The sequence below is a fragment of the Achromobacter sp. 2789STDY5608615 genome (assembly GCF_001298995.1).
Lineage (GTDB): Bacteria > Pseudomonadota > Gammaproteobacteria > Burkholderiales > Burkholderiaceae_B > Achromobacter > Achromobacter insuavis.
In genome coordinates this window covers 148622-175049 of record NZ_CYTY01000010.1, presented here as the reverse complement: position 1 = coordinate 175049, position 26428 = coordinate 148622, and the positions used below count along the sequence as shown (strand labels likewise).

Here is a 26428-nt window from a genome sequence, read left to right as displayed (position 1 = left end):
GCGGAATCAGGCGGCGGCGCGGAACTGCTGGCCCAGCACGCTCCAGAGGCTTTGCACGTGGGTGACGAACTGCGGCGTCTCGCGCAGGGTGAAGACGTCGCGCGGATGCGGGATGGCGATGCGCTCGTCCAGCAGCACGCGGCTGGGCGGGCCGGACAGCACCACCACGCGATCCGACAGCAGGATGGCCTCGTCCAGGTCGTGCGTGACCAGCACCACGGTCTGGCCCAGCTTGCGCCAGATTTCCATCAGCTCGCGGTGCAGGTGGGTCTTGGTGTGCGTATCGAGCGCGCCGAACGGCTCGTCCAGCAGCAGGATGCGCGGCTCCACCGCCAGGCTCATCAGCAGCGCCACGCGCCGCCGCATGCCGCCCGACAACTGGTGCGGAAAGGCGTCGGCGAAGGCCGTCAGGTGGCCCAGCTCCAGCAGCTCGGCCACCCGGCTGGCGATGCGCGCGGCCGGCACGCCCTGGAACTTCAGGCCCAGCGCCACGTTCTTCCTGACGCTGAACCAGGGCAGCAGCGTGTCCTTCTGGAAGATGTAGCCCAGCGCCGGCGGCACCTGGCCGTCGACCACCTGGCCGTCGACCCGGATCTGGCCGGTGGTGGGCGGCAGGAAGCCGGCGATCATGTTCAGCAGCGTGCTCTTGCCGCAGCCCGAGGGGCCGACGATCGACACGAACTCGCCCGCCGCGATCTCCAGGCTGACCTCGCCCACCGCGTGGGTGGTGCCCTGGCGCGTCTGGTAGGCCTTGCCAACCCGGTCCAGCGTGATCATCACAGGCCTCGCGCTTTGCGCACGAAGCTCATGTCGACGCACTTGGCGTACGGCACGGTCTTGATCTCGTCGTTCGAGAACTGGCGGCCGTCGCCCATGATCGCGGTCATGCGGTCGTAGGCGTCCTGGGAAATCAGGTTGTCCTTCAGGAACACGGTTTCCTTGTACACGCCCAGCGTCTTCTCGATGGCGGCGCGCGGGAAGGCGTTCAGATAATCGTCGTAGATCACGTCGGCGATCTCGGCGGCGCTGTGGGCGGTGATGAAGTCCTGCGCCCGCACCAGGCCCGTGACGAAGGCCTGCACCGTCTCCGGCCGCTTCTGGATGGTGTCCTGCAGCGTCAGCGCGGCGATGCCCGGCACGTCGCCGCCCATGAACTCGTTCCACGAGGCCTCGGTGGTGGCGTCGAAGATCGGCACGCCCCAGCCTTCCTGCCGGGCCTGTTCCATCATCGACATGGTGGCCATGCTGGCGGCCACCGAGCCGGTCTTGAGCGCGCCGAGCATGGTGGCCAGGTCGCCCAGGGGGCGGATATCGACCTTGTCGGCCACGCCGGCCTTCTGCATCAGGTACAGCGCCATCAGCCAGGTGCTGGACTGCGGCTGGGTCGCGCCCACGCGCTTGCCGGCCAGGTCCTTGAGCGACTTGATCTTGCCGCTCTCGAAGTCTTCGCGCCGCACGATGACGTTGGCGTAGGTCAGCTTGCGGTCGAAGCCGAACACCAGCGTGGCCGGCTTGCCGGCCAGCGTCAGGGCCGGCGCGGCGGTGGCCGCGGTGGCGCCGAAGGCGATCTGGCCGGCCGCCAGCAGCTGGTTGGTGCGCGGGCCGCTCTGCGAATTCAGGTACTCGACCTCCAGGCCCCCTTCGCCGAAATAGCCCTTCTTGAGCGCCACATAGCCGGCCGCGAAGAACGGGTCGATGCTGCCCTGCCCGTAGACCACGCGGCCCAGCTTGGGCTGGGCGAAGGCGACGCGGCCGCCGATCAGGGTGACGCCGGCGAGCGCCCCGGTTGCGGCCAGCACACGGCGGCGGGTGGTGAAGTGGGGGCTCGTGCTCATGTCTTCCTCGGTCTCGATCGGGTGTGGTTGTTTGGCGTCAACAATACCGCAGCGGCGCCTGCCGTCCAACAATGGAAAACGCCCGGTTGCCCGGGCGTTCTCGTCGTGCCACGCAAGTGTAGACCGTGGCGGTCTATGCCGCGGTCTTCTTGGGCGCGGCCTTCTTCACGGCCTTCTTGGCGGCGGTCTTGGTCGCCGTTTTGGTTGCCGTCTTGGTGGCCGTTTTCGTGGCGGTCTTCTTCACCGCGGCCTTCTTGGCCGGCGCCTTCTTCGCCGCCGTCTTGGTGGCGGTGGCGGCGGTCTTGGCCGGGGCGCGGCCGCGGCCGGGTTTCTCCGGACGCGGTTCGAACTCGAAGCCGATCTTGCCGTCGGGCTGACGCACCAGGAAGGCCTTGAACTTGCGGTTGGTGCGGCTGGAGACGAAGCCGTCGAGCAGGTCGGTGCGGCCGTCGGTCAGCAGCTTTTCCATCTGCTCGCGCGAGATTTCCTGTTGCAGGATGACCTTGCCGGAGCGGAAGTCGCAGCTCTTTTCAGGGCCGACCGACTTCTCGCAGACATAGCTCATGCCGTGCTCGAACACGCGCGACTGGCACTTGGGGCAGTTGCCCACCGGCGTGTGGCCGGAGAAATCCACCGCCTCGCTGTCGTCCTCGTCGTTCTGGCCGAAGTCGAATTCCAGCTTGTACTCGTCGCTGATGCGCAGGATGGCGGCGAACGGCCGGCCCATCTTGCTGATGAAGCCCTGCAGCGGACCGATCTCGCGCTTGGCCAGCAGTTCCTCGACTTCCGGCAGCTCGAAGGTGCGGCCGCCCGGGTGCTTGCCGATCGAGAAGTCGCAGTTGGTGCAGGCGAAACGGCGGTAGTTTTCCTTGACCACCCCGCCGCACTTGGGGCACGGCGTCTGCAGCGTGGCGTAGTCGCCGGGCACCGTGTCGCGCTCGTATTCCTTGGCGCGCTTGACGATGACCTGCGTCATCTGGGCGATCTCGCGCATGAAGGCCTGGCGGTCCAGCGCGCCCTGCTCGATCTGCTTGAGCTTGTGTTCCCATTCGCCGGTCAGCTCGGGCGAAGTCAGTTCCGACACGTCCAGGCCCGACAGCAGCGTCATCAGCTGGCGCGCCTTGGCGGTCGGCACCAGGTCGCGGCCCTCGCGGCGCAGGTAGACCTCGTTGAGCAGGCCTTCGATGATGGCCGCGCGGGTGGCCGGCGTGCCCAGGCCGCGCTCGGACATGGCCTCGCGCAGTTCCTCGTCGTCCACCAGCTTGCCGGCGCCTTCCATGGCCGACAGCAGCGTGCCTTCGTTGAAGCGCGCCGGCGGCTTGGTGGCCAGGCCCACGGCTTCGACTTCCTCGGTGCGCACGGTTTCACCGTCGCCCACCGGCACCAGGTTGGCGTCCTCGCCCTGCGCTTCCTTGCCGTACACGGCCAGCCAGCCCGGGTTGACCAGCACCTTGCCGTCGGTGCGGAAGCGATGCCCCTGCACCTCGGTCATGCGGGTGGTGACGCGGTATTCGGCGGCCGGGAAGAACACGGCCAGGAAGCGCTTGAGCACCAGGTCGTAGAGCTTGGCCTCGGCCTCGCTCAGGTCGTGCGGGATCTGCAGCGTCGGGATGATGGCAAAGTGATCCGACACCTTCTTGTTGTCGAAGATGCGGCGGTTCGGCTTGACCCAGTGCTGGCTGACCACGGTGTCGGCATGGCGCGACAGCCCGCCGACGGCGTTGGAGCCGCCCTTGGCCAGCGCGCGCATGGTTTCCTGCGCCGTGCCGATGTAGTCCTCGGGCAGGTAGCGCGAATCGGTACGCGGGTAGGTCAGCGCCTTGTGGCGTTCGTACAGGGTCTGGGCCAGGGCCAGGGTGGTCTTGGCCGAAAAGCCGAAGCGGCCGTTGGCCTCGCGCTGCAGCGAGGTCAGGTCGTACAGGGCCGGCGACATCTGGGTCGACGGCTTGGATTCCTCGGTCACGCTGCCCGGCTGGGCGCGGCAGGCGGCCACCACGCTCTGGGCGGCGGCCTGCGACCACAGGCGCGACTCGCGCTTCTCGGGGTCGCGCTCGTCCTTCTTGAAGTCCGGGTCGATCCAGCGGCCTTCATACAGGCCGGCGGCCGCCACGAAGGTGGCGCGCACTTCCCAGTAATCGCGCGAGACGAAGCGGCGGATGCGCTCTTCGCGCTCGGCCACGATCGCCAGCGTGGGGGTCTGCACCCGGCCCACCGGCGTCTTGAAGAAGCCGCCGTCCTTGCTGTTGAAGGCGGTCATGGCGCGCGTGCCGTTGATGCCCACCAGCCAGTCGGCCTCGGCGCGCGAGCGGGCGGCGGCCTCCAGCGGCTTGAGCTGGACGTCGTCGCGCAGGTTGGCGAAGGCCTCGCGGATGGCGGCCTGCGTCATGGATTGCAGCCACAGGCGCTGGATCGGCTTCTTCACCCCGGCGTACTGGATGATGTAGCGGAAGATCAGTTCGCCCTCGCGCCCAGCGTCACAGGCGTTGATGATGGCATCGACGTCCTTGCGCTTGGCCAGGCGCACCAGCAGCTTGAGGCGTTCGGCCGATTTCTTGTCGGTCGGGCCCAGTTCGAATTCAGGCGGAATTACGGGCAGGTGCGTGAAGCTCCACTTTCCCTTGACCGGATCGTTGGGCGCGACCAAGCTCAGCAAATGGCCAATGCTGGACGCGAGTACGTAACGTTCGCTTTCAAAATAGTCGCCCTCGCGCGCAAAGCCTCCCAAGGCGCGTGATATATCAAGGGCCACCGAGGGCTTCTCGGCAATAATCAGCGTTTTATTCATGTGTATCCAGTGGCGGCAGACCCGCCTTAGTAGCGCGGATAATAAGATCGGAGATTCGCGAGATGCAAGTCGGCACTGAACGGCAAGTGGGATCCGAACTGCACGCATGGCGCCAATTCCTGGCCCGCAGCACCCTTTGGCTAGGGGTTTTGCTGCTCGGCAGCGCCGCCATCTGCTGGGTCGCGGCGAACTGGCAGGACATGACCAAAATCCAACGCTTCGCCGGCACGCAGGGCCTTTTGGCCCTCAGCGCGCTGGCGGCGGCGTGGGCCGGATTGCGCCTGCGCGCCACCCCGGGGGTGCGCCGCAGCATCCCCGGCGCGCTGCTGGCCCTGGCCGGCATCCTGCTCGGCGCCCTGCTCGCGTTATTAGGCCAAACTTACCAGACTGGCGCCGATACCTGGGAATTGTTCGCCTGGTGGGCGGTCCTGCTGCTGCCCTGGGCGCTGGTGGCGACCAGCCAGGCGGTCTGGCTGCCGTGGGTGGTGGTCAGCAACGTCGCCCTGGCCCTGTGGCTGGGTGAACGGGCGTTCAACTGGTGGCTGTTGCTGGGCGGCCCGCAGGTCGCCAGCCTGATCATGGCCGCCTGGAACCTGATCCTGCTGCTGGGCTGGGAACTGGCGGCGCGCCGCTGGCGCGCCAGCACGCTGATCGGCCCGCGGGTCCTGGCGGCGCTGGTCATCAGCCCGCTGGTGACGGCGCTGGCGTTCGGCCCGATGGTGACGGTGCTGGTGATCGGCGACGCCATGTCGCGCGGCCTGGGTTCCGTCAACAGCCTGGCCTGGATCGCGGTGACGTTGGGCCTGGGCTTCTATTACCAGCGCGGCCGCCGCGACCTGGTCATCCTGGCGATGCTGGTGGCCGGCGTCATCTGCGTGTCGCTGCGGATAGTAGGCGAATGGCTGCTGCGGCTGGAACCCGGCATCTGGGCGGCCCTGCCGCTGGCGGCGCTGCTGATGGCCGAGGCTGTCTGGGCGGCGCGCTGGCTGCGCGGCCTGGCCGCGGGGCCGCAGGCGGCCGTCGCGGCCCCGGCCGATGCCGAGCCCGCCGCCGCCTCGGCCGGCAACGCGGTCGATCCCGGCGAGGCCGGCAAACCGGTGGCGCAACTGGCGCCGCCCGCCGTGCCGCACACCGAGCCGCCCTGGTACGTGCAATGCATCCTGGCGCTCAGCGCCTGGCTGTCGACGCTGCTGCTGCTGGCGTTCGTGGCCTTCTCCGGCATGATCAATTCAGAGGAAGGCGCGCTGGTGGCCGGCCTGGTGCTGTGCGCCGCCGGCGTGGCCGTGCTGCGCAGCGACACCGGCCCGTTCTGGCGCCAGTGCGGCACCGCCATGGCGTTCGCCGGCCAGATCCTCATCATCTACGGCATGTCCGAGTCGACCTCGTTCGCCAGCGCCTGCCTGTTCGTGTTGCTGATGGCCACGGCGGTCTACGCGCTGGGGCCCGACGTGATCCTGCGCTTCCTGAGCGGCGGCCTGATCGCGATGGCCGGCGCCGGCCTGATCTGGCGCGTCCTGGCGCCCGAGCTGCTGCGCGACGACATACTCGACGCCCTGCTGTACTTCGACATGGCCCGCGCCGCCTTCGTCTGGCTGCCGATCGCGGTGACCGGCGCCTGGGCCACGGCGGTGATCCTGACCCTGGGCCAGCGCCTGGGCGGCAAGCGCGGCCACGCGCTGCAGCCGCTGGCCTGGGCCTTCCTGCTGTCGGTGCAGGGCATGGTCTGGCTGGCCAGCGGCCTGTCGATCATGCAGCTGCCGGCCATGTGGCAGCTGAACCCGCAGACCGCGCTGCTGGTGGGCGCGGGGGGCGGTGCTGCCGGCCGCCTCGGCGCTGGCGGTGCTGTGGCCGCGGCGCCGCGTGCTGACGGCCGGCGTGCTGTGGGGCGTGCCCATCGCCCTGCTGCTGGCGCTGTTCTGGCTGCCCAGCCCCGGTGTCGGCTTCGCGCTGGCCTGGCTGCTGCTGGGCTTCGGCCTGAACCAGCCGCGGGTGGCGCTGTTCGGCGTCTTCAGCCTGCTGATCTACCTGGGCGTCTATTACTACCAGCTGGACGTGCCATTGCTGGAAAAGGCCCTGTGGCTGGGCGGCGGCGCCGTGCTGCTGTTCGTGCTGCGGGGGCTGGTGTGGCTGGTGCCGCGCCTGATGCGCACCCAGGCGCCGTCGCGCCGCGCGCCCCTGCCGCCGATCTCGCCGGCCCTGCGCTGGCGCACCCTGGCGATCCTGGGGGGCCTGGTGCTGGTCCTGGGCGTGGCCAACGGTGGCATCTGGCAGCGCGAGAAGCTGCTGGCCAACGGCAAGGTGGTGATCCTGGAGCTGGCGCCGGTCGACCCGCGCTCGCTGATGCAGGGCGATTACATGGCGCTCAACTTCGCCGCCGGGCGCGAGGTCACCCGCATGCGGCTGGGCGGCGAGCGCCAGGGCGCCGACGACTCTATCATGGGCTACGAGCCCGACGGCTACGTGCTGCTGACGGCCGACGCGCGCGGCGTGTCGCAGCCGGTGCGCATCCAGCCCGACGCCCGTCCGCACGCCGACAACGAGGTGCCGCTGCGCTACCGCGTCCGCGACAACGGCGTGCGCATCGTCACCAACGCCTATTTCTTCCCCGAAGGCCAGGCCAGCCGCTATGAAGTCGCCAAGTTTGGCGAGTTGCGCGTGGCCGAGAACGGCGAGGCCCTGCTGGTGCGGATGCTGGGCGAGGATCTGCAGCCGCTGTGATGGCGCGGGCGGGCCGCCGGCGGCGGCCGTCCCGACAAGCTCGGATCGGGACGGGCGGCGCTGCGTGATCGCGCCAGCCTTGGGGCCGCTTCAGGCCAGCGGAAAGCGCGTCGCCCAGCGCGCTGTCGCCTCGCGCAGGAATGCGCCGGGGTCGGCGGCGGGCAGCGGCGCGAAGCCCAGGGCGCGCCAGGCGCCCTGCAGCGACGCCAGGGGCGCCGCCGTGTCGATGGCCGGGGCGCCGTTCTGCTTGGACAGTTTCAGGCCGTTGGCGGGGTCCAGGATCAGCGGCACGTGCAGGTAGCGCACCGGCGGCAGGTCCAGCAGCCGGCCCAGTACGCGCTGGCGCGCGGTCGAGCTGAGCAGGTCGGCGCCGCGCACCACGTCGGTCACGCCCTGCGCGCCATCGTCCACCACCACCGCCAATTGATAGGCCCACAGGCCGTCGGCGCGCTTGACCGCGATGTCGCCCACTGCCTGCGCCACGTCCTGTTCCTGCGGTCCCAGCCAGCGGTCCTCGAAGCGTTCCACGCCTGCCGGCATGATCACGCGCCAGGCGCGCGCCTCGCGGCCGGGCGGCAGGCCGTGGCGGCAGGTGCCGGGGTACGGGCGTTCGCCATCGGCGCCCGGCGCCGTCTGGCCGCGCAGCGCCGAGTCGGCGATCTCGCGGCGGGTGCAGCCGCAGCCATAGACCAGGCCGCGCGCGGCCAGGGCGTCGAAGGCCGCCTGGTAGACGTCGCCGCGGCGCGATTGCCACAGGATCTCGCCGTCCCAGTGCAGGCCCAGCGATTCGAGCTGGCCCATGATGTGTTCGGCTGCGCCGGGCACGGTGCGCGGCGTGTCCACGTCCTCGATGCGCAGCAGCCAGCGGCCGTCGTTGGCGCGCGCATCCAGCCAGCTGGCCAGCGCGGCCACGAGCGAACCCGCGTGCAGCGGGCCGCTGGGGCTGGGGGCGAAGCGGCCGGTGTAGGTCACGGGATGGCGCGGCAAAACAATGGGGTTACGGCGAAGCGGCGCCGCGCGCCTGACGCGCGCGGGTCGTGGGGAAACGGACGTCGGCCGGAGCCGGCGCCGTCAGTGCAGCAAGCGCACGCCGTCTTCGTCCAGCAGCTCTTCCAGGACCAGATTGTCGATCTCGGCTTCCTGGCTCCAGAGAACCATGAGGGCGATGATCTTGATCTTGGAGAGCGGCACGGGCGATTCCGGCGAAGCCAGGCCCCGGTCGATGACGATCTCGCGCAAGGGCGCGGGCAGCACGCCGGCCGATTCCAGGAAGGCGATGAAGCCGATGGATTCGGAACCCAGTTGCTGGTATTCGTTATCGGTGTAGATCCGGGTGCCGCTGGTGGGCGCCTGGGCGAGGTCGACACAGCGTTCGGTGGTTTCAGCCAGCCCGTAGAGCCAGCCTAACGCATCGTCGATGTCTTCGTGCTCGAACCCGGCGGCGGCCAGCCGTTTCGCCAGGACATCGGCGGCGGGACAGGCTTGCGGCGTGTAGTAATTCTCGTACAGGTAAACCAGGATATCGAACATATGGCGCAGTCTTGTGCCTGTTTGCACAGTCGGCCCGCATATCGGCAGACCAGCAAACATGAATTTTACTTTACGCTGATTTATTTGCCCGGGCAACCGCCGAAAAGGCCGGGGGCGGCGGGGCGTAGTGGCCTTGCGACAGTCATGAAAACCGCGCGGAAAGGCTGACAGAATAAGGGGTTGCGCGATCTGCCAGGGGCGGACTTCCAGGGTCCGCCCCTCTTTAATACCCCTACGAATCAGGCGGTTTTCGGCGCCGTTTCCAGCTTCAGCTGCGCCAGCTGGCGGATGAACACCGGGATGCAGATGGCCAGCCCGATCAGCCCGCTGGCCAGGCCCGGCAGGATGGTCAGCAGCGCGCCCAGCGTGCACAGCCAGCGTTCCCAGCTTTTCATCCCCACCAGCATGTAGCGCGAGAACGCCGCCGACAGCAGCACCAGCCCCACCATGCAGCCGAACAGGGTCACGAAGAAGTCGTACCAGGTGAAGCCCTGCACCGAGATCAGCAGCGACGGCGAGAACACGAACACGAACGGCACGATCAGCTTGGTGATGCCCAGCCGGAACGCGGTGTTGCCGGTCTTGAACGGATCGCTGCCCGCCATGCCCGCCGCCGCGTAGGCCGCCAGCGCCACCGGCGGCGTGATGTCGGCCAGGATGCCGAAATAGAACACGAAGAAGTGCGCCGCGATCGGCTGCACCCCCAGCTGCACCAGCGTCGGCGCGGCCACCGCCACCATGATCAGGTAGTTGGCGGTGGTCGGCACGCCGCAGCCCATCAGGATGCACACGATGCCCGTCATGATGAGCGCGGCGATCAGCGTCAGCGACTGCATGTTGGCGATGCTGTCCGGAATCACCGCGGCCGCGCCGGCGGCCAGCGCCTGCGAGGCCGCGATCACGATGTACGAGATCTTGAAGCCCACGCCCGTCAGCGTCACCACGCCGATCACGATGCCCACCGTGCCCGCCGCCGCGCCCACCGCCAGCGCGTACTTGGCGCCGGTCTCGAAGGCCTCGTACAGATCGCGCCAGCGCAGCCGCTGGAACGGATTGAGCAGGCCGACGATGATGCAGCCGGTGATGCCGGCGAACGCCGCCAGGTACGGGGTGCGGCCGCTGGCCAGCACGCCGATCAGCAGGAACAGCGGGATCAGCGTCGGCCAGCGCATCTTGAACGACTGCTTCAGCTTCGGCATCTCGGCCTCGGTCAGCCCGCGCAGGCCCTCGCGCTTGGCCTCGAAGTGCACCTGCATGAACATGCCGAAGAAATACAGGAAGGCCGGGAAGATGCCGGCGATCGCGATCTGCTGGTACGGAATGCCCAGGAACTCGATCATCAGGAACGCCGCCGCGCCCATGATCGGCGGCGTGATCTGGCCGCCGGTGCTGCTGGCCGCCTCCACCCCCGCCGCGAAATGGCGCGGATAGCCGATGCGGATCATCGCCGGGATGGTCAGAGACCCGACCGTGACGGCGTTGGCCACCGACGACCCCGACAGCATGCCGAACATGGCCGAGCCGAACACCGACACCTTGGCGGGCCCGCCGGCGTAGCGCCCGGCGACCGTCGAGGCCACGTCCAGGAACAGCTGGCCCAGGCCGATGCGCGTGGCCAGCACGCCGAACAGCACGAAGTGGAACACGTAGGTCGCCACCACCCCCACCGCCACGCCGTAGACGCCCTGGCTGGTCAGGTACATGTGGTTGACGATCTGCGGCCAGGTGTTGCCCGCGTGCTTGAGCAGCCCGGGGAAATACGGCCCGAACATCGCATAGGCCATGAACACCAGCGCGATGATGGGCAGCGGCCAGCCCATGGCGCGGCGCGTCGCCTCCAGCAGCCCGATCAGCAGGATCGAGCCCATGAAGACGTCCATCGGCATCGGATTGCCGACGCGGAACGCCAGGTCCTCGAAGATGTAGGGGATGTACAGCACCGACAGCGCCAGCGCGATGGCGATGATCCAGTCGTACAGCGGCACGCCGCCCGGCGCATACCAGGTGGACTTCGGCTCGCGCTGATAGTGCGACTTGGAAAAGCCGAACACCAGGAAGATCAGGCTCAGCACGAACGCCAGGTGCACGCCGCGATGCGTGGCCTCGCGCAACAGGCCGAAGCCGGCGGTGTAGTAGTGGAACAGCGACAGCGCGACGAGCAGGCCGGACACGAGCCACGTGGCGGTCTTGTGCAGCGGGCGGAAGCGGATTTCGGAATCGTACTTTTCCGCCAGCTGCTGGGTCTTCTGGTGGTCAATTTCCATGGCCAGGAATCTCGGCAAGAACACGGCGGGCAGGGCCGGACGGCCCTGCCCCTGCCACGCGACGGCGCGCGCGGATGCTTGCGGACCGACGCCGGCGCGGCAGGCCGACGTCAGCGGGTCCGCGGCGGCGGGCCTACTTCAGCAGGCCGACTTCCTTGTAGAACTTCTCGGCGCCCGGATGGAACGGAATGCCCGCGCCCTTGACCGCGTTTTCCTTGGTGATGAGCTTGCCCTTGGCATGGCCCGCGTCCAGCGTCTTGCGGGTGGCGTCGCTGTACAGTGCCTTGGTCACCTCATACACCGTCTGCTCGGGGATCTTGGCCGACGTCACCATCTGCGCGTTGACCGAGATGGTCTTGACCTCGGGCAGGTTCTGGTAGGTGTTGGCGGCGATCACGTCGGGCGTGAAGAACTCCTGCTTGGCGCGCAGCGCGTCGATCTCCGGGCCGACCAGCGGCACCAGCTCGATATTGCCGGTGGAGGCCAGCTCGGCGATGGCGCCGGCGGGGGCGCCGCCGACGAAGAAGAACGCGTCCAGCCCGCCGTCCTTGAGCTTGTCGCCGGCCTGGTTGGGCTTGAGGTATTCGGCCTTGATGTCCTTGTCGGTCATGCCGTAGGCGCCCAGGATCAGGCGCACGTCGACCAGCGTGCCCGAGCCCGGCTCGTCCATCGACACGCGCTTGCCCTTCAGGTCGGCCACGCCCTTGATGCCGGTGCCCTTGCGCGTCACCAGGTGGATGCTTTCCGGATACAGCGTGGAAATCAGCCGCAGGTCCTGCGCCTTGGGCTTGCCTTCGAACGTGCCGGTGCCGCTGTAGGCCCAGAACGCCACGTCCGATTGCGTGAAACCGGCCTCGAACGAACCGCCCATGATGCCGTTGATGTTGGCGACCGAGCCATTGGAGGCGACCGCGGTGGCGATCAGCTTGCCGGGCTGCGACACGGCGTTGCCGATGATGCCGCCGACGGGGTAGTAGGTGCCGGCGGTGCCGCCGGTGCCGATGCGGAAGAACTGCTGCGCCTGCGCCGTACCGGCCGCGGCCGCCAGGGACAACGCCATTGCCAGGGTGGTGATCCAGCTTCTCGTTTTCATGCGGGCTTCTCCAGGGAATAGATAAGGGGCATGCTTTGACGCTGCTGGGCCGTTTCGCGGCCTCGGCTCCCGCTCGGTATCGGATCGGCCCGTTGTGCGGGCGCATGGCGCGGGGCTTTATTTGTGGTGAAATTCTGGCATGGCCGCACCCCCGCGCCAATGCTTGCAGGGCTATGGTTTACCAGGGGGTCGCCGCTTTCCTCGCAGTGCAGACAACGGAGTCTCCAGATGTCCCAGGAAGTCATACGCGGCATTGCGCTGCCCCCGCCCGCGCAGGCCGGCGATCCCCTGGCCAGCGTCGACACGCCCAGCCTGGTGCTGGACCTGGCCGCGTTCGAGGCCAACCTGCGCACCATGCAGGCCTGGGCCGACCGCCACGAGGTCGCGCTGCGGCCCCACGCCAAGGCCCACAAATGTCCCGAGATCGCTCGCCGCCAGCTGGCGCTGGGCGCGCGCGGCATCTGTTGCCAGAAGGTCAGCGAGGCCGTGCCCTTCGTGGCCGCCGGCATCACCGACATCCACATCAGCAACGAAGTGGTCGGCCCGGCCAAGCTGCGCCTCTTGGGCCAGTTGGCGCGCGCCGCCAAGCTCAGCGTCTGCGTCGACAACGCCGCCAACCTGGTGCAGATCTCGCAGGCCATGGCCGCGGCCGGCGCCGAGATCGACGTGCTGGTGGAAGTGGACGTGGGCCAGGGCCGCTGCGGCGTGTCCGACGACGCCACCGTGCTGGCGCTGGCGCAGCAGGCGCGCGCGCTGCCGGGCGTGAACTTCGTCGGCCTGCAGGCCTATCACGGCTCGGTGCAGCATTTCCGCACCCGCGAGGAACGCGCCGCCGTCTGCCGCCAGGCCGCGCGCATCGCCGCGTCGTATCAATTGCTGCTGCGTGAAAGCGGCATCGCCTGCGACATCATCACCGGCGGCGGCACCGGCAGCGTCGAGTTCGATGCCGCCAGCGGCGTCTACACCGAACTGCAGGCCGGTTCCTACGCCTTCATGGACGGCGACTACGGCGCCAACGAATGGGACGGCCCGCTGGCGTTCCAGAACAGCCTGTTCGTGCTGTCCACCGTGATGAGCACGCCGGCGCCCGATCGCGTCATCCTCGACGCCGGCCTGAAGTCCACCACCGCCGAATGCGGCCCGCCCGCGATCCACGGCGCCCAGGGCCTGCAATACGCCGCCATCAACGACGAACACGGCGTGGTGCGCGTGGCGGCTGGCGCGCCGGCGCCCGCGCTGGGCGACACGCTGCTGCTGGTGCCGTCGCACGTCGATCCGACCTTCAACCTGCATGATGGGCTGGTGGTCTATCGCGACGGCATCGTGCGGGACATCTGGGAGATCTCGGCGCGCGGCTTCTCGCGCTGAAACCGGTCATGCCGAGCGCGATGGAACCGTTGTCCTTCGACTGGAAGACGCCGCTGCCGGAACTGCTGGACGGGTTGCGGCAGGCGTATGCGGCGCGCTACCCGGTCCTGGCCTCTGCGCGGCTGGACGCGCTGCGCGCCGCGTTGCGCGATGACCGCGCCGACGACTTTCTGCCGCTGTTGGGCCAGGAACTGGAGGCGTTGGGACTGGCGTTGATCGGGCAGGACGAAGACGACGACGCCATCCACCTGCTGATTGTGCCGCGGGCCGATGCCGGCGACGCGCTGGCGCGGCTGGCCGCGCAAGGCCGGCAGGTGGTGCGGCATCGGCAGGATGGCGCGGCGCAGGACGCCCCGGCCACGCTGCCCCGCCCCGCTTCCGGTCCGCTGGCCCAACCCGGCGACTACCTGGACATGGCGCAGTGCGTGCCGCTGGCGCCGGGCTGGGCCGGCGTGGTCAACCGTGACACGGCGGCGCCGGAACTGGTGGACCTGCATGATTGGCCGGCCTTGCGCGAGGTCGGCGGCAAGTTCCAGCCGCATCGCGGCCTGCTGGCGTCGGCCGTCGCCGCCAACGGCGTCCATGCCTGGATTGAACAGGGCCCCGACGGCATCGCCAGCACGCCCTATGCGCACCTGCTGCGCGCGCCCCGGGTCGAGGCCGCGCCGCTCGACCGTCCCGGCCTCGCGCTGCCACCGCGCGCGGCGCAGGCGCAGCGCCGCACGCCCGAATTCAGCCTGGGCTTCGCGGGCGATGATCTGCTGCTGGTGGATCGCGGCATGGCGTTCGTGTACCGGGGCTTTGCCACGCTGGACGAAGCGGCCGCCATCGAGCCGGCGCTGCTGTACACCGCGCCGCCGCAACGTCGCCCCGTCAGCGACCGCTCGGCGGTGATCCAGACGCCCGATGGCCGCGCCTGCGTGCTGTGCCGTGGCCAGCTGCTGCGGTGGCGCGATGGCCAGTTGCATCCCCTGGCATTGGGCCCTGCCGACTCGGCATCGGGGGATCTTTCGCATCCCGTCGCCTGCGGCAACGGCGCCATCGCCTGGCTCGAAGACGATGCGCTTTGCCACGCGGACCTGGACGCCCTTGCCGTCAGCCGCCATGCGCCCCAACAGATGCCCGCCGGCGGCATGATCCTGCAGTCCCTGCCGCAAGGCTGGCTGCTGCTGGGCCACTGGCACGCGCCGCATCGCAGCCTGGACCTGGGCCAGCTGTGGCATCCCGATTCCGGCCAGGTCCTGCGCATCCGCCACGGCGCGCTCGACCTGGACAGCGGCATCCAGCGCGCATGGATTTTGCCGGATGGCGAGGTGGTGGTGGGCGGACAGCTGCGTCATGTCCGCCTGGGCCGTTTCGACGCATTGTTGGGCCGGCTGTCAGCCGCTTGACCCTCGGCGGCCGGGCCATGGCCGCCGCCAGGATCCACGCGCCCTATCCGGCCAGATCCGTCATCCCCAGGAACTGCCGCAGCTCCGGCGTCGCCGGCGCCGTGAACAGTTCCTCCGGCGGCCCGATCTCGTGCACGCGGCCCTGGTGCATGAAGACCACGCGGTCGCATACCTCGCGCGCAAAGCGCATCTCGTGCGTCACCATCAGCAGCGTCATGCCGTCGGCGGCCAGCTCGCGCACCACCGCCAGCACCTCGTTGACCAGCTCCGGGTCCAGCGCCGACGTGATCTCGTCGCACAACAGCGCCAGCGGCTGCATCGCCAACGCGCGCGCGATCGCCACGCGCTGCTGCTGGCCGCCCGACAATTCCTCGGGCCAGGCGTCGAACTTGTGCTCCAGCCCCACCCGCGTCAGCATCGCCCGCGCCAGGTCGGCGGCCTGGTCCTGCGGCATGCGCTTGGCCACCATCGGCGACAGCATCACGTTGCGCCCCACCGTCAGGTGCGGGAACAGGTTGAACTGCTGGAAGATCATGCCCACCTTCAGCCGCAGCGCGCGCAGCCGCAGCTCGTCGTCGCCCAGCTGCGCGTCCGCCACCATGATGGCGCCGCTGTCGATCTGCTCCAGCCCGTTCACGCAGCGCAGCAGCGTGCTCTTGCCGGAACCGCTTTTGCCGATGATGGCGATCACCTCGCCGGGCTCGACGCGCAACGTCACCCCTTTCAGGACTTCGTTGTCGCCGAACTTCTTGCGGACGTCTTCAAGGGCGATGAGGGGCATGCAACTTCCTTTCCAGCCGGAGGCTGAGGCGCGACAGGGGCCAGCACAGCGCGAAATAGATCAGCGCGGCGCAGGCATAGACGGTGAAGGGGCTGAAGGTGGCGTTGGTGATCACCGTGCTGGCCTTGGACAGCTCGGTAAAGCCGATGATGGAGGTCAGCGCCGTGCTCTTGACGATCTGCACCGCGAAGCCGACGGTCGGCGCCACCGCGATGCGCAGCGCCTGCGGCAGCACCACGTAGCGCATCTGCTGCACATAGCCCAGCGCCAGGCTGGCCGAGGCTTCCCACTGGCCCTTCGGAATCGCTTCCACGCAGCCGCGCCAGATCTCGGCCAGGAACGCGCCCGACCACAGCGTCAGCGCCGCGCCCGCGGCCAGCCACGGCGGCACTTCCACGCCGATCAGCGACAGCCCGAAGAACGCCAGGAACAGCTGCATCAGCAGCGGCGTGCCCTGGAACAGTTCGATATACGCCCAGCTGACCCGCCGCATCAGCGCCACGCGCGAGGTCCGCATCATCAGCGCCAGCATGCCCATGAGCGCGCCGCCGGCAAACGCCACCAGCGACAGCACCACGGTCCAGCGCGCCGCCAGCAGCAGGTTGCGGACAATGTCCCAGGTGGTGAACTCGATCATCGCGCCGCCTTGCGGAACAACCGCCTGCCCGTCATGCGCAGCAACTGGCGCAACCCCACCGCCAGCACCAGATAGATGCCGGTGGTCACGAAATACACCTCGAACGCGCGGAAATTGCGCGACTGGATGAAGTTGGCCGCGAACGTCAGGTCCTCGGCCGCGATCTGCGAGCACACCGCCGACCCCAGCATCACGATCACGATCTGCGATGACAGGGCCGGCCAGATGCGCGCCAGCGCGGGCTTCAGCACGACATGGCGGAACACCTGCCAGCGCGTCATCGCCAGGCTGGCGCCGGCCTCGTACTGGCCCTTGGGCGTGGCGTCGATGCCGGCGCGGATGATCTCGGCGCTGTAGGCGCCCAGGTTCAGCGCCATCGCCAGGCAGGCCGCCTGCATCTCGCTGAACTGCACGCCCAGCGACGGCAGCCCGAAGAACACGAAGAACAACTGGATCAGGAACGGCGTGTTGCGCACCGCCTCCACATAGGCGGTGACCGGCGCGCGCAGCCAGCGCGGGCCCTGCGTGCGCGCCCAGGCGCAGCCGATGCCCAGCGCCACGCCCGCCACCGCGCCAAACGCGATCAGCTCGACCGTCACGCCGATGCCCTTGATGAGCACCGGCGTGTAATCGAACACGGAAGCGAAGTCGAATTGATAAGCCATGAAAAGCGCTCCGGCGCGTGCGCGCCCGCCCTACAGGTCCTTGGGCAGGCCGGCGCCCAGCCACTTCTGCGAGATCGCCGCCAGCGAGCCGTCGCGCTTGGCGTTGGCCAGGATCTCGTTGACCTTGGCGCGCAGCTTCGGCTCGTCCTTGTTCAGGCCGATGTAGCAGGGCGAATCCTTGATCAGGAACTTGGTCTCCGGCTTCTTCGGCGGGTTGCGCGCCAGGATCGCGGCGGCCACCACGTTGCCAGTCGCGATCAGCGGCACCTGGCCCGACAGGAAGGCGGTGATGGTGCCGTTGTTGTCCTCATAGCGCTTGAGCGTGGCCGTGGGCGGGGCGATCTTGCTCAGTTCGATGTCCTCGACCGCGCCGCGCGTCACGCCGATGGTCTTGCCCGCCAGGTCGGCGGCCGACGCCACCTTCAGGTCGGCCGGGCCGAACACGCCGTTGAAGAACGGCGCATACGCGTCGGAGAAATCGATCGCCTTCTCGCGCTCCGGATTCTTGCCCAGGCTGGAGATCACCAGATCCACCTTGCGGGTCTGCAGGTACGGCACGCGGTTGGCGCTGGTCACCGGCACCAGCTCCAGCTTCACGCCCAGTTGCTTGGCGATCAGCGCGGCGGTGTCGATGTCGTAGCCCAGCGGCTTCATGTCGGCGCCGACCGAGCCGAACGGCGGGAAGTCCTGCGGCACCGCGACCTTGAGGGTGCCGCGCTTGACGATGTCGTCCAGGGTGTCGGCATGCGTGAGCGGCGCGGCCAGCAGGGCGGCGGCGGTGCAGAGGGACAGCAACAGGGTTCTACGGTTCATGAGGAACTCTCCAGGGCGCGCCGCCCCGGGAGCGGGGTCGAGCGTTGCACACCAATTCGGTATACAAAACTGGAAAAGCAAGTTCTGTGCCATTCGGCCGTCCCTTGGACGGATGCCGTCAGCGCGGCGCCGGATGCACCGGCATGGTGCGGCATGCGCCGTCGCGGCGCACGCGTGGCACTGGAATGGGAGTGGCGGACGGCCCGAAGCGGATTCAACAAACCAACCATAATGGTTGGAAAAATACCGAATTGGTTTAATATGGCCGCATCCATCACCCGGACGGCCCTGCCCGCCGCCCGGACTTCCAGGAACCCGTGTTGCCCCGCTTCCGCCCGTCATCGTCCCGGCCGCACCGTCCTTTCTCGGACCGTCGCCTCGGAACCCTGAGAATGGCCGCCGCCCTCGCCCTGCTCGCCGGCATCGCCGCCTGGCTGTGCCTGACCGAGCCGCCGCCGCGCATCGTGCCCTTCGTCGGCATCATGTCGGCCCTGCCGCGCGCGGCGCTCTGAAGCGGCATCAGGCAAAATGCGCCGAACCGGAAGAATCCACCATGCCCAAACCCACCAAATCCGAAATAGACGCCGAGATCCTCGACCGCGCCGCGGCCCTGTTCGCCAAGCACGGTTTTGCGCACACCTCGTTGCAGCAGATCGCCGACGCCGTCAATTACTCGAAGGCGGGCTTGCTGCACCACTACCCCAGCAAGCAGGCGATCTACGAGGCTGCCCTCAAGACCGGCTCCGACCACATGCAGTCCCTGCTGGAGAGCGTCGCCGACATCCCCGTCGGCATCGAGCGCGATCGCGCCGTGGTCGAAGCCTCCGTCGACTTCACCTACGACTGGCCCGGCCTGTCCGCGCTGGCCAACCGCCTGGCGGACCAGGGCGCCGACGTCGACCCGGAACTGATCAAGACCGGCCTGACCCTGTACGCCGCGCTCGGCATCGACATGGCTGACCTGGAACTGGAGCGCGTGGTGCGCGTCACCACCGCCTTCTGCGGCCTCGGCATCGCGGCGCTGACCGCCGCGCGCATGGACATGAAGCGCGAATGGCGCGGCCACATCGTCGCGTCCGCCATGGACGCGCTGGGCCATGCAAGCAAAAGCGCCCGCAAGGGGCGCTGAAAGAAGCGCGGCGGGCCTCTCGCCCGCCGCATTGCCGTGTACTTATAGAGGGCTCAGTCCACCTGCGCGCCCGACTGCTTGACCGCCTTGCCCCACTTCTCCACCTCGCCGGCGATGAACGTGCCGGTGGCCTCGGGCGTCAGCGGCATCGGCTCCGCGCCGCGGTCGCGGAAGAACTTCTGCATCTCCGGCGTGCCCAGCACGTGGGCGATCTGCTGGCTCAGGTAATGGGTGACAGCCGGCGGCGTATCACGCGGCGCCAGCACCGAGGCCCAGCCGATCGCCTCGAAACCCGGATAACCGCTCTCGGCCACCGTCGGCACGTCCGGCAACTGCGGCAGGCGCTTGGCCGTCGTCACCGCCAGCGCCACCGCCTTCTTGCTCTGCACGTGCGGCAGCCCCGCCGTCACCGAATCCACCATCAGCGGCACCTGGTGCCCCAGGAAATCCGCCTGCGCCGCGCCGCTGCCCTTGTACGGAATATGGCGGATGTCGATATTGGCCGCCGCCTTGAACATCTCGGCCGACAGATGCTGCGTGCCGCCGATGCCGGCGCTGGCATACGCCAGCTCGCCCGGATTGGCGCGCGCCTGCTTGACGAGCTGCTGCAGCGACGTGATGCCCGAAGCCGGCGTCGCCAGGAACATCAGCGGCACCGAGAACACCCCCGACACCGGCGCGAAATCCTTGGTCAGGCTGTAGTTGATGGTCTTGTACAGCGTCTGGTTCACCGCCGCGGCCGAGCCCGCGATCACCAGCGTGTAACCGTCCGGCGTCGCGCGCGCGGCCTGCTCCATGCCGATATTGCTGCCGGCGCCGGCGCGGTTCTCCACCACGATCGGTTGTTTGACGGCGGTGCCCAGCTTCTCGGCCAGCGCGCGGGCGAAGATATCGGTGGCCTGCCCCGGCGGGAACGGCACGATCAGGCGGATGGGACGGTCGGGATACTCGGCATGCGCGGCCGTCGCGGCCGCCGCCAGCACCAGGCCGGCGGCAAGACTGGAAAGAATTCGTGTCATGATCGGTCAGTAAAAAGCGACAAAGAGCGGCGTCCGGCGCCGGCCCTGTTGCATAAAATAGAGAGCCCCGCGCAAGCGGCCCTTTTGGGGCGGCCGTGGGGCGGATCGGCTGGGGGTGCGTCACGATAGCATTCCCCCGCCGGTGCTAAATTCGGCATTTAGCGTTTCCCCTTCTTTTTCAACCCCTGTTCTCTCCTTTCAGCAGGAACCGCCATGGAATTCAGCCAGTACAACGTCAACGCCCTCATGGAGATCACCTCCCGTCCGGACCTCGTGTTCGTGCGCGGCCAGGGGTCCTGGCTGGAGGATCACGCGGGCAAGCGATACCTGGACTTCGTCCAGGGCTGGGCCGTCAACACCCTGGGCCACAGCGCCCCGGAAATGCAGAAAGCCCTGCTGGACCAGTCCAAGCTGCTGATGAACCCGTCGCCGGCGTTCTACAACCTGCCCTCCATCGAACTGGCCACCCGCCTGACCGGCGCCTCGGTCTTCGACCGCGTCTTCTTCGCCAACAGCGGCGGCGAAGCCAACGAAGGCGCCATCAAGCTGGCGCGCAAATGGGGCCAGGTCAACAAGAAAGGCGCCTACAAGATCATCACCATGAACCACGGCTTCCACGGCCGCACCCTGGCCACGATGTCGGCGTCCGGCAAGCCGGGCTGGGACAAGATGTTCGCGCCGCAGGTGGAAGGTTTCCCGAAGGCCGAGATCAATGATCTGGAATCGGTGCGCAAGCTGATCGACGACCAGACCGTGGCGATCATGCTCGAACCCGTCCAGGGCGAAGCTGGCGTCATCCCGGCGACGAAGGAATTCATGCAAGGCCTGCGCAAGCTGGCGGATGAGCACAAGCTGCTGTTCATTGTTGATGAAGTGCAGACGGGGATGGGGCGTACCGGCACTCTGTTCGCTTACCAACAATCCGACGTGGTGCCGGACATCATGACGCTGGCGAAGGGGATTGGTGGTGGGGTGCCGTTGGCTGCTTTGCTGGCCCGTCAGGAAGTTTGCGTGTTCTCGCATGGGGACCAGGGTGGTACGTATAACGGGAATCCGTTGATGGCGGCTGTGGGGGTGGCGGTGTTTGATGCGCTGGCTGCGCCTGGCTTCATGGAAGCGGTGAATGCGCGTGCCAAGCAACTGTCCGAAGGGTTGTTGGCTCTGTCGGCCAAGTACGGCATGAAGGGTGAGCGTGGGATGGGTCTGCTGCGTGCGCTGATCATGGATCGGGATGATGGCCCCGCCATCGTCGAAGCCGCGCGCAACCTGGCGCCCAATGGGCTGCTGCTGAATGCGCCGCGGGGGAATTTGCTGCGGTTTATGCCAGCGTTGAATGTGACGGCTGAAGAAATCGATACGATGCTTACGCAGTTGGATGGGTTGATTGGGCAGGTGCGTAAGGCTTGAGCATCGTTTTATCGTAGGTGAAACAAGGGCTGCTTCTGCGGCCCTTGTTTTTTCATATGAATATCATATTTATTTGGGCTCGAAATCGAATTACGGCCGCCTTCGGCCAGGAGCTGTCGGCCAGCATCAAATTTTTGTCGTCCGGTAAGTAGCCGCTCGTCAACACGAGCGTTCTGGGATATATGAGTTAAGCTTCTGTACCATTTGGCGGGGCGGCCGTCCTAGCAACCGGTCACCCGGGAGTATGCTGACGTGGCACCGACCATATCCCCGCTGGCAGCGTTACCTTCATCCGTGCATTAGGCGATAGAAAACCTACGAACGGCACTGCGCTTAACCTCGAGCCGCTTTCAACGTGCGACTTGGTGGTAAGGCCAAAAGCCCGTTAATTAAGACAAAGTGCGTTGGAACAACCGTTGAGCGGCTGCGTTTTCGACCGCGACTTTGAATAGTAGTAAGAGAGACTCGACCTGAGTAACTATTTCGGAGGCAAGCGTCTCCGGAACCTCTTCACGTTCACCGTGAGCAATTGCGTTTCGCGTCTTCAGCAAATTCCGATCGATAAACTGCTTCTTTATGATAAACGCATCATCGAGCGGTATTCCAACCGCGAACAATAGTTTTTGCAGTACTTCGCTAGATAGATTTGATTCCGTATCGATCACATCTTTAAACGGTACCCTACTTGTCTCCGTGCCATTAAGTCGAAGAAAATCGATTAGCTGAACGTAAGGAAGAAGCGACTTAGACTGCCCCGACTCTTTGAGCGCGCGCATACAAGTAAGCGCCACGAAGTTTGTTGAAAGCTGGTGGAAAGGCAGTCGTTTGCGGGAAACATACTCCACATAGGCAAGACATACGCTTTTCACAAAGCCTTCCCAGTGAGAATAAGCCAGCAACACACTGGCCCGACAGAAATGCGGAAGCAGCGAAGACCGGCCGTTACTCAGCGCACCCTTGAAATTATGCAATTCGCGACGTCGCCAAGCCAGTTCGGAATCGATATTCGCGACCAAGTCGTCTAAAGTCCTAATTTTCATTATTACACAGCTAGATGCTCTCGACCGAGCGCGACGGTCTCCGCCAACCGAGATGAAGCTCTCCTTCCCGTGCTGGAGATGCGGTCTCCGTATGCGGCCCAAATATGTTCATAACGCTCGGTGAGAGCCTCTACTGTCGAAGGAGCGCGACCGATTTCCAAATTATGGGCATATCCCAATGCGAAAATCTCGAACGCTGCCAACAAAAAAGGCCCAATGTTCCGATTTCTCGCAGCATCAAACCGCCGAAATACGTCCTCGCCTTTGAGTGCAGAAAGAGCGGCGAACGTTTCAAAAAAAATTTCGCGTTCATGCGCCCAGTCAAAGGAATTCGACTTAGCCCCCGCCAGCATGCCCTCTGTCAAAACGGAATGCAAATCGTCCATTTTTGCCAGTGCGGAGACATCCATATTGCGCAAGACGATAAACCGAGCAATAAGCTCAAGGTCATATTGCTCAGACAACTGTTTTTCGGTCAGTGGCATGCAATTCTTAAATTCTTGTATCGCATCCAGTTGTTGGAACTGGTCGAAAAAATCGCGATTTGCCATAAGCAGCATGCAGTTTCTTACTTCCTGCTCCGTAGCCACAGAACCGCCCGTGTTCAACCGATCAAACAGTTCGAACTTACTATCCGGATCGCTTTTCGATAATACAATCTTGATGTCGAGCCGGGCACGACGGATGCGTAATTTGACCTCGCTTGGCAATTCCGTTTCCGGTGCATCTGCAGGCGCATTCCACACTTTTCCCTGCAATTGCGGTATGTATCGAGTCGCCAGCAAAGTGAGCGGCGCCTCAATCGTTCCATCTCTTTTCTGAAGTTCCCCGACTAGCTGGAGGATCGTTGAAACTCGCTGGAGACCGTCCACCAAATCCCATTTAGACCCCTCGTTTTGTGCAACAAATAGAGGCGGCACAGGAAGCCCAAGCAGCAGCGACTCAATGAAACGAGACTTTTGAAAGTCGGTCCACCGAAAGAAGCGTTGGAAATCTGGATGAATATCGACTTCACCGTCTTTATACAGGGATATAAATTCACCAACGGACATCGAATAGCTGTCAGTAGATATCTGTTTACTTGCGTCTAAAATCTGTTGTTCCAAAGACATGATTTCCCGCCATCAGATAGTTCAAGAGTGTCTGAATACATTCTACAGGTAATCTCAGCTGGGCGACTGCCTCATATAAATCGCGTTCACCTTTGCTGAAATGGAGCTAGACGGATTGCCCTTGCCGCGTTCTACACTGCCGCGGCCAGCCGACTCTGGTTTGGAAACGCATGGCGCCCGCGGCGTGCGCCTCATCGGGGCATGTTGGACATCGGCACTGGCTCGTACGAGACCAAGTGTACGAAGCATTCCGGCAAGCGTGCGCACGTTGCAGAAGCGCAGGCGGCGGTAGATTGTCCAAACCGGACGGTCGCCAGTGACTGCTGTGGGTCGAAACCAGTCATCGCTTGGTTAGCGCGTCAGTGACGAAATTGCCTCATTCTGTAGATAAGGCGCTAACCATCACCGTATACTCCCCCACTACCGCCACCAACGGTACCCCGGTGTGGAAGCCGGAAAATTCGTCGATGCCGACCCCATAGCTGCGCCGCGCGCGGGAGGCGTGAGCGATGGCGTATCTGCTGATCAAGTCGCTGCACCTGGCGCTGGTGCTGTTCTGGGTGGCGGGGATGGTGGTGCAGGCGTTCGTGCTGGCGGCGGCCGACAAGCTGCCGGGGCCGGCCTTGCCGCAGGAGCTTGCGCGCCTGCGGCTGCTGCGCAAGTGGGAACGGCTGCTGACCACGCCGGCGATGGTGGGCGCGTTGGCCAGCGGGGTGTATCTGGCGACGAGCGCGGGCTGGTTTGGCAGCGGGTGGCTGTCGGTGAAGTTGGCGCTGGTGCTGTTGCTGGCGGCGGTGCACGGGATGCAGGCGGGACGGCTGCGGCGGCTGGCGGAGGCGGCGGGTGACGTCACCGAGGCGAGTCGTGCGCGGTTGATGCCGGTGGTGCTGGCCGCGCCGGTGCTGATCATTCTGCTGGTGGTGATGAAGCCGTTCTGAGGGCGGCATGTCGCTTGATGGCGTCGATGGCGTCGATGGCGTCAATATGGTGGCTTGTCGCTTCAGGCGCAGAAGGTGTTGGCCTGGCCTCGCAGTCCCGGAGGAGCCCAAGCTTCACCCTATAATGTGAACAATTCCCATTCACATGCCCTGCCCTCATGCCAGCCAAGCCCAGCGCCAGCCCCGACGCCGGTATCGCGACGCTCTACCGTGACCATCACGCCTGGCTGCATGGCTGGCTGCGTCTGAAGCTGGGTGATGCGCACCGCGCGGCCGACCTGGCGCAGGACACCTTCGTGCGCTTGCTGTCGGCCAATCCGTCCGGCACGCTGCACCCGTCCGGCACGCCGAACCCGTCCGACGCGCAAAGCCCGTCCGACACCCCGCACGCGCCCAACGCCTCCCACCCCCCCGACACCGCCTTGCGCGAGCCGCGCGCCTACCTGCGCACCATCGCCAACCGGCTGCTGGTCGACCACTGGCGCCGGCTCGACATCGAGCGCAGCTATCTGGCGGTGTTGCAGACCTATCCGCAACAGCACTGGCCCTCTGAAGAATCGCGGCTGCTGATCCTGGAATCGCTGGAGCAGGTGGCGCAGATGCTGGGGCGTCTCAAGCCCGAGGTGCGCGATGTGTTCCTGCTGGCGCAGATGGACGGCTACACCTGCCCGCAGATCGCGCGGCAGGTGGGCAAGTCGGTGGCGACGGTGGAACGTTATCTGGCGCAGGCGCTGGGCCATTGCTATCGGCTGGTCTATGAGTCTTGATCGCACGCCCGCGGCGCAGGCCGATTCCGGCCCGGCGACGGACGGCGCGGCGGAACCGGCCGTGCTGGACGCGGCGATCCAGTGGCGCATCAAGCTGCAATACAACACGGCCGATGCTGGCGCGTGGCAGGCGTTCGAGGCCTGGCTGCATGCGCGGCCGGCGCACGCGGTGGTGTGGGAACGCCTGCAGGCGCTGGGCGCCCGGTTGCAACGGCCGGCGGCGGAGATGCCGCCGCAAGCGGCCGCGCGCATTCTGCGGCAGACGGGCGCGGCGCAGGCGCGGCGTTCGCGCCGCAAGGTGCTGGCGTCGTTCGGCGCGCTGGCGGCGGGCGGGTGGATGGCGTGGCGGCTGGGCGATGCGCCCCTGGTGCAGCAGATGCTGGCCGACGTGTCCACCGCGCGCGGCGAACGGCGCGAGGTCCGCCTGCAGGATGGCGGCACGCTGGTGCTCAACAGCGACAGCGCCGTCGATATCGACTATGGCGGCGCGGTGCGTCGCATCCGGTTGCTGGCCGGTGAAATCTATCTGATCTCGGGACACGAGCCGCAGGCGCGGCCGCTGTTCGTGGAGACGCGCGATGGCCGGGCGCAGGCGCTGGGCACGCGCTACCGGGTGCGGCAGTGGGACGACTACAGCGAGGTCGCGGTGGATGAAGGCGCGGTGGCGCTGGCGCCGCGCGAGGGCGATACCTCGACCACGCTGCATCCGGGCCAGTCCGCGCGCATGACGCCGCGCGCCGTCGAGCCGATTGCGCCCGAGGCCGCTCGCATGCTGGACGGCGGCGCCTGGGTTGATGGTGCGCTGTCGGTGCGGGACATGCCGCTGGATGCCTTCCTGCGCGAGCTGGCGCGCTATCACGGACCGATCGAGTGCGACCCGGCGGTGGCGCGCTTGAAGGTGTCGGGCGTGTTCCAGCTGGACGACACGCGCAAGGTGCTGGCGCTGCTGCGCCAGATCCTGCCGGTGGAGCCGCAGGCCGGGCGCCTGTGGTGGGGCGGCCGGGTGACGCGGGTGCGGGCGCGCGGCTGAGCGCCGTTACAAAGAATTTGAGGGGATTGGGCAAGACGCTCGTCATACCGGGTGCAGCAGTGCGCACTGCCCCGTATCGACCGACCCTCAATGGAGTATCTCTCGT

At 66.7% G+C, this 26428-nt stretch carries 21 protein-coding genes and 1 pseudogene; 8 read left to right on the top strand and 14 right to left on the bottom strand.

Features of this window, described 5'->3' with window-relative positions:
- Positions 1-6: 6 nt before the first annotated feature.
- The 3 genes from AOZ49_RS11370 to AOZ49_RS11360 all read right to left on the bottom strand — a co-directional run bounded on the left by AOZ49_RS11370 (position 7) and on the right by AOZ49_RS11360 (position 4620).
- Entirely contained in the window at positions 7-777 is a 771-nt protein-coding gene (locus AOZ49_RS11370; protein ID WP_054433833.1) for an ABC transporter ATP-binding protein, read from the bottom strand.
- Entirely contained in the window at positions 777-1835 is a 1059-nt protein-coding gene (locus AOZ49_RS11365) for an ABC transporter substrate-binding protein (RefSeq protein ID WP_054433834.1), read from the bottom strand. Before AOZ49_RS11365 ends, AOZ49_RS11370 begins: the two co-directional genes overlap by 1 nt.
- 133 nt (positions 1836-1968) lie before the next feature.
- On the bottom strand, positions 1969-4620 hold the full coding sequence (locus tag AOZ49_RS11360) for a DNA topoisomerase III (RefSeq protein ID WP_054475381.1): 2652 nt from the start codon (positions 4618-4620) through the stop codon (positions 1969-1971).
- 62 nt (positions 4621-4682) lie between these two features.
- Here AOZ49_RS11360 and AOZ49_RS33830 point away from each other — a divergent pair.
- Positions 4683-7338: pseudogene (locus tag AOZ49_RS33830) on the top strand (GDYXXLXY domain-containing protein).
- A gap of 90 nt (positions 7339-7428) precedes the next feature.
- Here the strand turns inward: AOZ49_RS33830 and gluQRS are convergent.
- The 4 genes from gluQRS to AOZ49_RS11335 all read right to left on the bottom strand — a co-directional run bounded on the left by gluQRS (position 7429) and on the right by AOZ49_RS11335 (position 12225).
- On the bottom strand, positions 7429-8310 hold the full coding sequence (gluQRS, locus tag AOZ49_RS11350) for a tRNA glutamyl-Q(34) synthetase GluQRS (protein WP_054475392.1): 882 nt from the start codon (positions 8308-8310) through the stop codon (positions 7429-7431).
- Positions 8311-8409: 99 nt separating this feature from the next.
- Entirely contained in the window at positions 8410-8868 is a 459-nt protein-coding gene (locus AOZ49_RS11345; RefSeq protein WP_006392201.1) for a Smg family protein, read from the bottom strand.
- Positions 8869-9107: 239 nt separating this feature from the next.
- A complete protein-coding gene (locus tag AOZ49_RS11340) occupies positions 9108-11132 on the bottom strand; it encodes a TRAP transporter permease (protein ID WP_054475380.1) in 2025 nt (674 codons plus the stop codon).
- Positions 11133-11265: 133 nt separating this feature from the next.
- Positions 11266-12225, bottom strand: a complete 960-nt coding sequence (locus tag AOZ49_RS11335) for a TAXI family TRAP transporter solute-binding subunit (RefSeq protein WP_054475376.1) — start codon at positions 12223-12225, stop codon at positions 11266-11268.
- 228 nt (positions 12226-12453) lie between these two features.
- Between AOZ49_RS11335 and AOZ49_RS11330 the strand changes: the two genes are divergently transcribed.
- The gene (locus AOZ49_RS11330; protein WP_054475374.1) at positions 12454-13593 is read left to right on the top strand and encodes a DSD1 family PLP-dependent enzyme; all 1140 of its coding nucleotides are present in this window, start codon (positions 12454-12456) and stop codon (positions 13591-13593) included.
- Positions 13594-13601: 8 nt separating this feature from the next.
- The gene (locus AOZ49_RS11325; RefSeq protein WP_054475372.1) at positions 13602-14984 is read left to right on the top strand and encodes a DUF6630 family protein; all 1383 of its coding nucleotides are present in this window, start codon (positions 13602-13604) and stop codon (positions 14982-14984) included.
- Positions 14985-15027: 43 nt separating this feature from the next.
- Here the strand turns inward: AOZ49_RS11325 and AOZ49_RS11320 are convergent, their stop codons facing one another.
- The 4 genes from AOZ49_RS11320 to AOZ49_RS11305 are packed head-to-tail and all read right to left on the bottom strand — an operon-like array spanning position 15028 to position 17880.
- The gene (locus AOZ49_RS11320) at positions 15028-15765 is read right to left on the bottom strand and encodes an amino acid ABC transporter ATP-binding protein (protein ID WP_020925708.1); all 738 of its coding nucleotides are present in this window, start codon (positions 15763-15765) and stop codon (positions 15028-15030) included.
- Positions 15746-16402 (bottom strand): amino acid ABC transporter permease, encoded by a 657-nt coding sequence (locus tag AOZ49_RS11315; RefSeq protein ID WP_054475370.1) that lies wholly within the window; start codon positions 16400-16402, stop codon positions 15746-15748. Before AOZ49_RS11315 ends, AOZ49_RS11320 begins: the two co-directional genes overlap by 20 nt.
- Complete coding sequence (locus tag AOZ49_RS11310) at positions 16399-17067, bottom strand: amino acid ABC transporter permease (RefSeq protein WP_054433847.1); 669 nt, start codon at positions 17065-17067, stop codon at positions 16399-16401. The genes AOZ49_RS11315 and AOZ49_RS11310 overlap by 4 nt, the downstream gene beginning before the upstream one ends.
- 30 nt (positions 17068-17097) lie before the next feature.
- Positions 17098-17880 (bottom strand): transporter substrate-binding domain-containing protein, encoded by a 783-nt coding sequence (locus AOZ49_RS11305; protein WP_054433849.1) that lies wholly within the window; start codon positions 17878-17880, stop codon positions 17098-17100.
- 553 nt (positions 17881-18433) lie between these two features.
- Here AOZ49_RS11305 and AOZ49_RS11300 point away from each other — a divergent pair.
- On the top strand, positions 18434-19009 hold the full coding sequence (locus AOZ49_RS11300) for a TetR/AcrR family transcriptional regulator (protein ID WP_054475369.1): 576 nt from the start codon (positions 18434-18436) through the stop codon (positions 19007-19009).
- A gap of 53 nt (positions 19010-19062) precedes the next feature.
- Here AOZ49_RS11300 and AOZ49_RS11295 read toward each other — a convergent pair whose 3' ends face one another.
- Positions 19063-20028 (bottom strand): Bug family tripartite tricarboxylate transporter substrate binding protein, encoded by a 966-nt coding sequence (locus tag AOZ49_RS11295; protein ID WP_054475365.1) that lies wholly within the window; start codon positions 20026-20028, stop codon positions 19063-19065.
- Positions 20029-20241: 213 nt separating this feature from the next.
- Between AOZ49_RS11295 and AOZ49_RS11290 the strand changes: the two genes are divergently transcribed.
- A complete protein-coding gene (locus tag AOZ49_RS11290) occupies positions 20242-21435 on the top strand; it encodes an acetylornithine transaminase (RefSeq protein ID WP_054475363.1) in 1194 nt (397 codons plus the stop codon).
- 389 nt (positions 21436-21824) lie between these two features.
- On the opposite strand, the gene AOZ49_RS32440 is transcribed toward AOZ49_RS11290, so the two are convergent.
- Both AOZ49_RS32440 and AOZ49_RS31705 read right to left on the bottom strand, forming a co-directional pair.
- Complete coding sequence (locus AOZ49_RS32440) at positions 21825-22451, bottom strand: MAE_28990/MAE_18760 family HEPN-like nuclease (RefSeq protein WP_156355630.1); 627 nt, start codon at positions 22449-22451, stop codon at positions 21825-21827.
- A 26-nt stretch (positions 22452-22477) separates the two neighbouring features.
- Positions 22478-23587, bottom strand: a complete 1110-nt coding sequence (locus AOZ49_RS31705) for a DUF262 domain-containing protein (protein ID WP_197286722.1) — start codon at positions 23585-23587, stop codon at positions 22478-22480.
- A gap of 509 nt (positions 23588-24096) precedes the next feature.
- Between AOZ49_RS31705 and AOZ49_RS11280 the strand changes: the two genes are divergently transcribed.
- The 3 genes from AOZ49_RS11280 (at position 24097) to AOZ49_RS11270 (ending at position 26322) form a co-directional block, all read left to right on the top strand.
- Positions 24097-24525, top strand: coding sequence for a CopD family protein (locus tag AOZ49_RS11280; protein WP_054475359.1), 429 nt, complete (start codon positions 24097-24099; stop codon positions 24523-24525).
- A gap of 158 nt (positions 24526-24683) precedes the next feature.
- Complete coding sequence (locus AOZ49_RS11275) at positions 24684-25292, top strand: sigma factor-like helix-turn-helix DNA-binding protein (RefSeq protein WP_054475358.1); 609 nt, start codon at positions 24684-24686, stop codon at positions 25290-25292.
- A complete protein-coding gene (locus tag AOZ49_RS11270) occupies positions 25282-26322 on the top strand; it encodes a FecR domain-containing protein (RefSeq protein WP_054475357.1) in 1041 nt (346 codons plus the stop codon). Before AOZ49_RS11275 ends, AOZ49_RS11270 begins: the two co-directional genes overlap by 11 nt.
- Positions 26323-26428 lie beyond the last annotated feature (106 nt).

Excerpts from the sequence above, each read along its gene's own strand:
- AOZ49_RS11370 (WP_054433833.1), bottom strand. The coding sequence starts at position 777 with ATGATCACGCTGGACCGGGTTGGCAAGGCCTACCAGACGCGCCAGGGC.
- AOZ49_RS11365 (WP_054433834.1), bottom strand. The coding sequence starts at position 1,835 with ATGAGCACGAGCCCCCACTTCACCACCCGCCGCCGTGTGCTGGCCGCA.
- AOZ49_RS11360 (WP_054475381.1), bottom strand. The coding sequence starts at position 4,620 with ATGAATAAAACGCTGATTATTGCCGAGAAGCCCTCGGTGGCCCTTGAT.
- AOZ49_RS11345 (WP_006392201.1), bottom strand. The coding sequence starts at position 8,868 with ATGTTCGATATCCTGGTTTACCTGTACGAGAATTACTACACGCCGCAA.
- AOZ49_RS11340 (WP_054475380.1), bottom strand. The coding sequence starts at position 11,132 with ATGGAAATTGACCACCAGAAGACCCAGCAGCTGGCGGAAAAGTACGAT.
- AOZ49_RS11335 (WP_054475376.1), bottom strand. The coding sequence starts at position 12,225 with ATGAAAACGAGAAGCTGGATCACCACCCTGGCAATGGCGTTGTCCCTG.
- AOZ49_RS11330 (WP_054475374.1), top strand. The coding sequence starts at position 12,454 with ATGTCCCAGGAAGTCATACGCGGCATTGCGCTGCCCCCGCCCGCGCAG.
- AOZ49_RS11325 (WP_054475372.1), top strand. The coding sequence starts at position 13,602 with ATGCCGAGCGCGATGGAACCGTTGTCCTTCGACTGGAAGACGCCGCTG.
- AOZ49_RS11320 (WP_020925708.1), bottom strand. The coding sequence starts at position 15,765 with ATGCCCCTCATCGCCCTTGAAGACGTCCGCAAGAAGTTCGGCGACAAC.
- AOZ49_RS11315 (WP_054475370.1), bottom strand. The coding sequence starts at position 16,402 with ATGATCGAGTTCACCACCTGGGACATTGTCCGCAACCTGCTGCTGGCG.
- AOZ49_RS11310 (WP_054433847.1), bottom strand. The coding sequence starts at position 17,067 with ATGGCTTATCAATTCGACTTCGCTTCCGTGTTCGATTACACGCCGGTG.
- AOZ49_RS11305 (WP_054433849.1), bottom strand. The coding sequence starts at position 17,880 with ATGAACCGTAGAACCCTGTTGCTGTCCCTCTGCACCGCCGCCGCCCTG.
- AOZ49_RS11300 (WP_054475369.1), top strand. The coding sequence starts at position 18,434 with ATGCCCAAACCCACCAAATCCGAAATAGACGCCGAGATCCTCGACCGC.
- AOZ49_RS11295 (WP_054475365.1), bottom strand. The coding sequence starts at position 20,028 with ATGACACGAATTCTTTCCAGTCTTGCCGCCGGCCTGGTGCTGGCGGCG.
- AOZ49_RS11290 (WP_054475363.1), top strand. The coding sequence starts at position 20,242 with ATGGAATTCAGCCAGTACAACGTCAACGCCCTCATGGAGATCACCTCC.
- AOZ49_RS31705 (WP_197286722.1), bottom strand. The coding sequence starts at position 23,587 with ATGTCTTTGGAACAACAGATTTTAGACGCAAGTAAACAGATATCTACT.
- AOZ49_RS11280 (WP_054475359.1), top strand. The coding sequence starts at position 24,097 with ATGGCGTATCTGCTGATCAAGTCGCTGCACCTGGCGCTGGTGCTGTTC.
- AOZ49_RS11275 (WP_054475358.1), top strand. The coding sequence starts at position 24,684 with ATGCCAGCCAAGCCCAGCGCCAGCCCCGACGCCGGTATCGCGACGCTC.
- AOZ49_RS11270 (WP_054475357.1), top strand. The coding sequence starts at position 25,282 with ATGAGTCTTGATCGCACGCCCGCGGCGCAGGCCGATTCCGGCCCGGCG.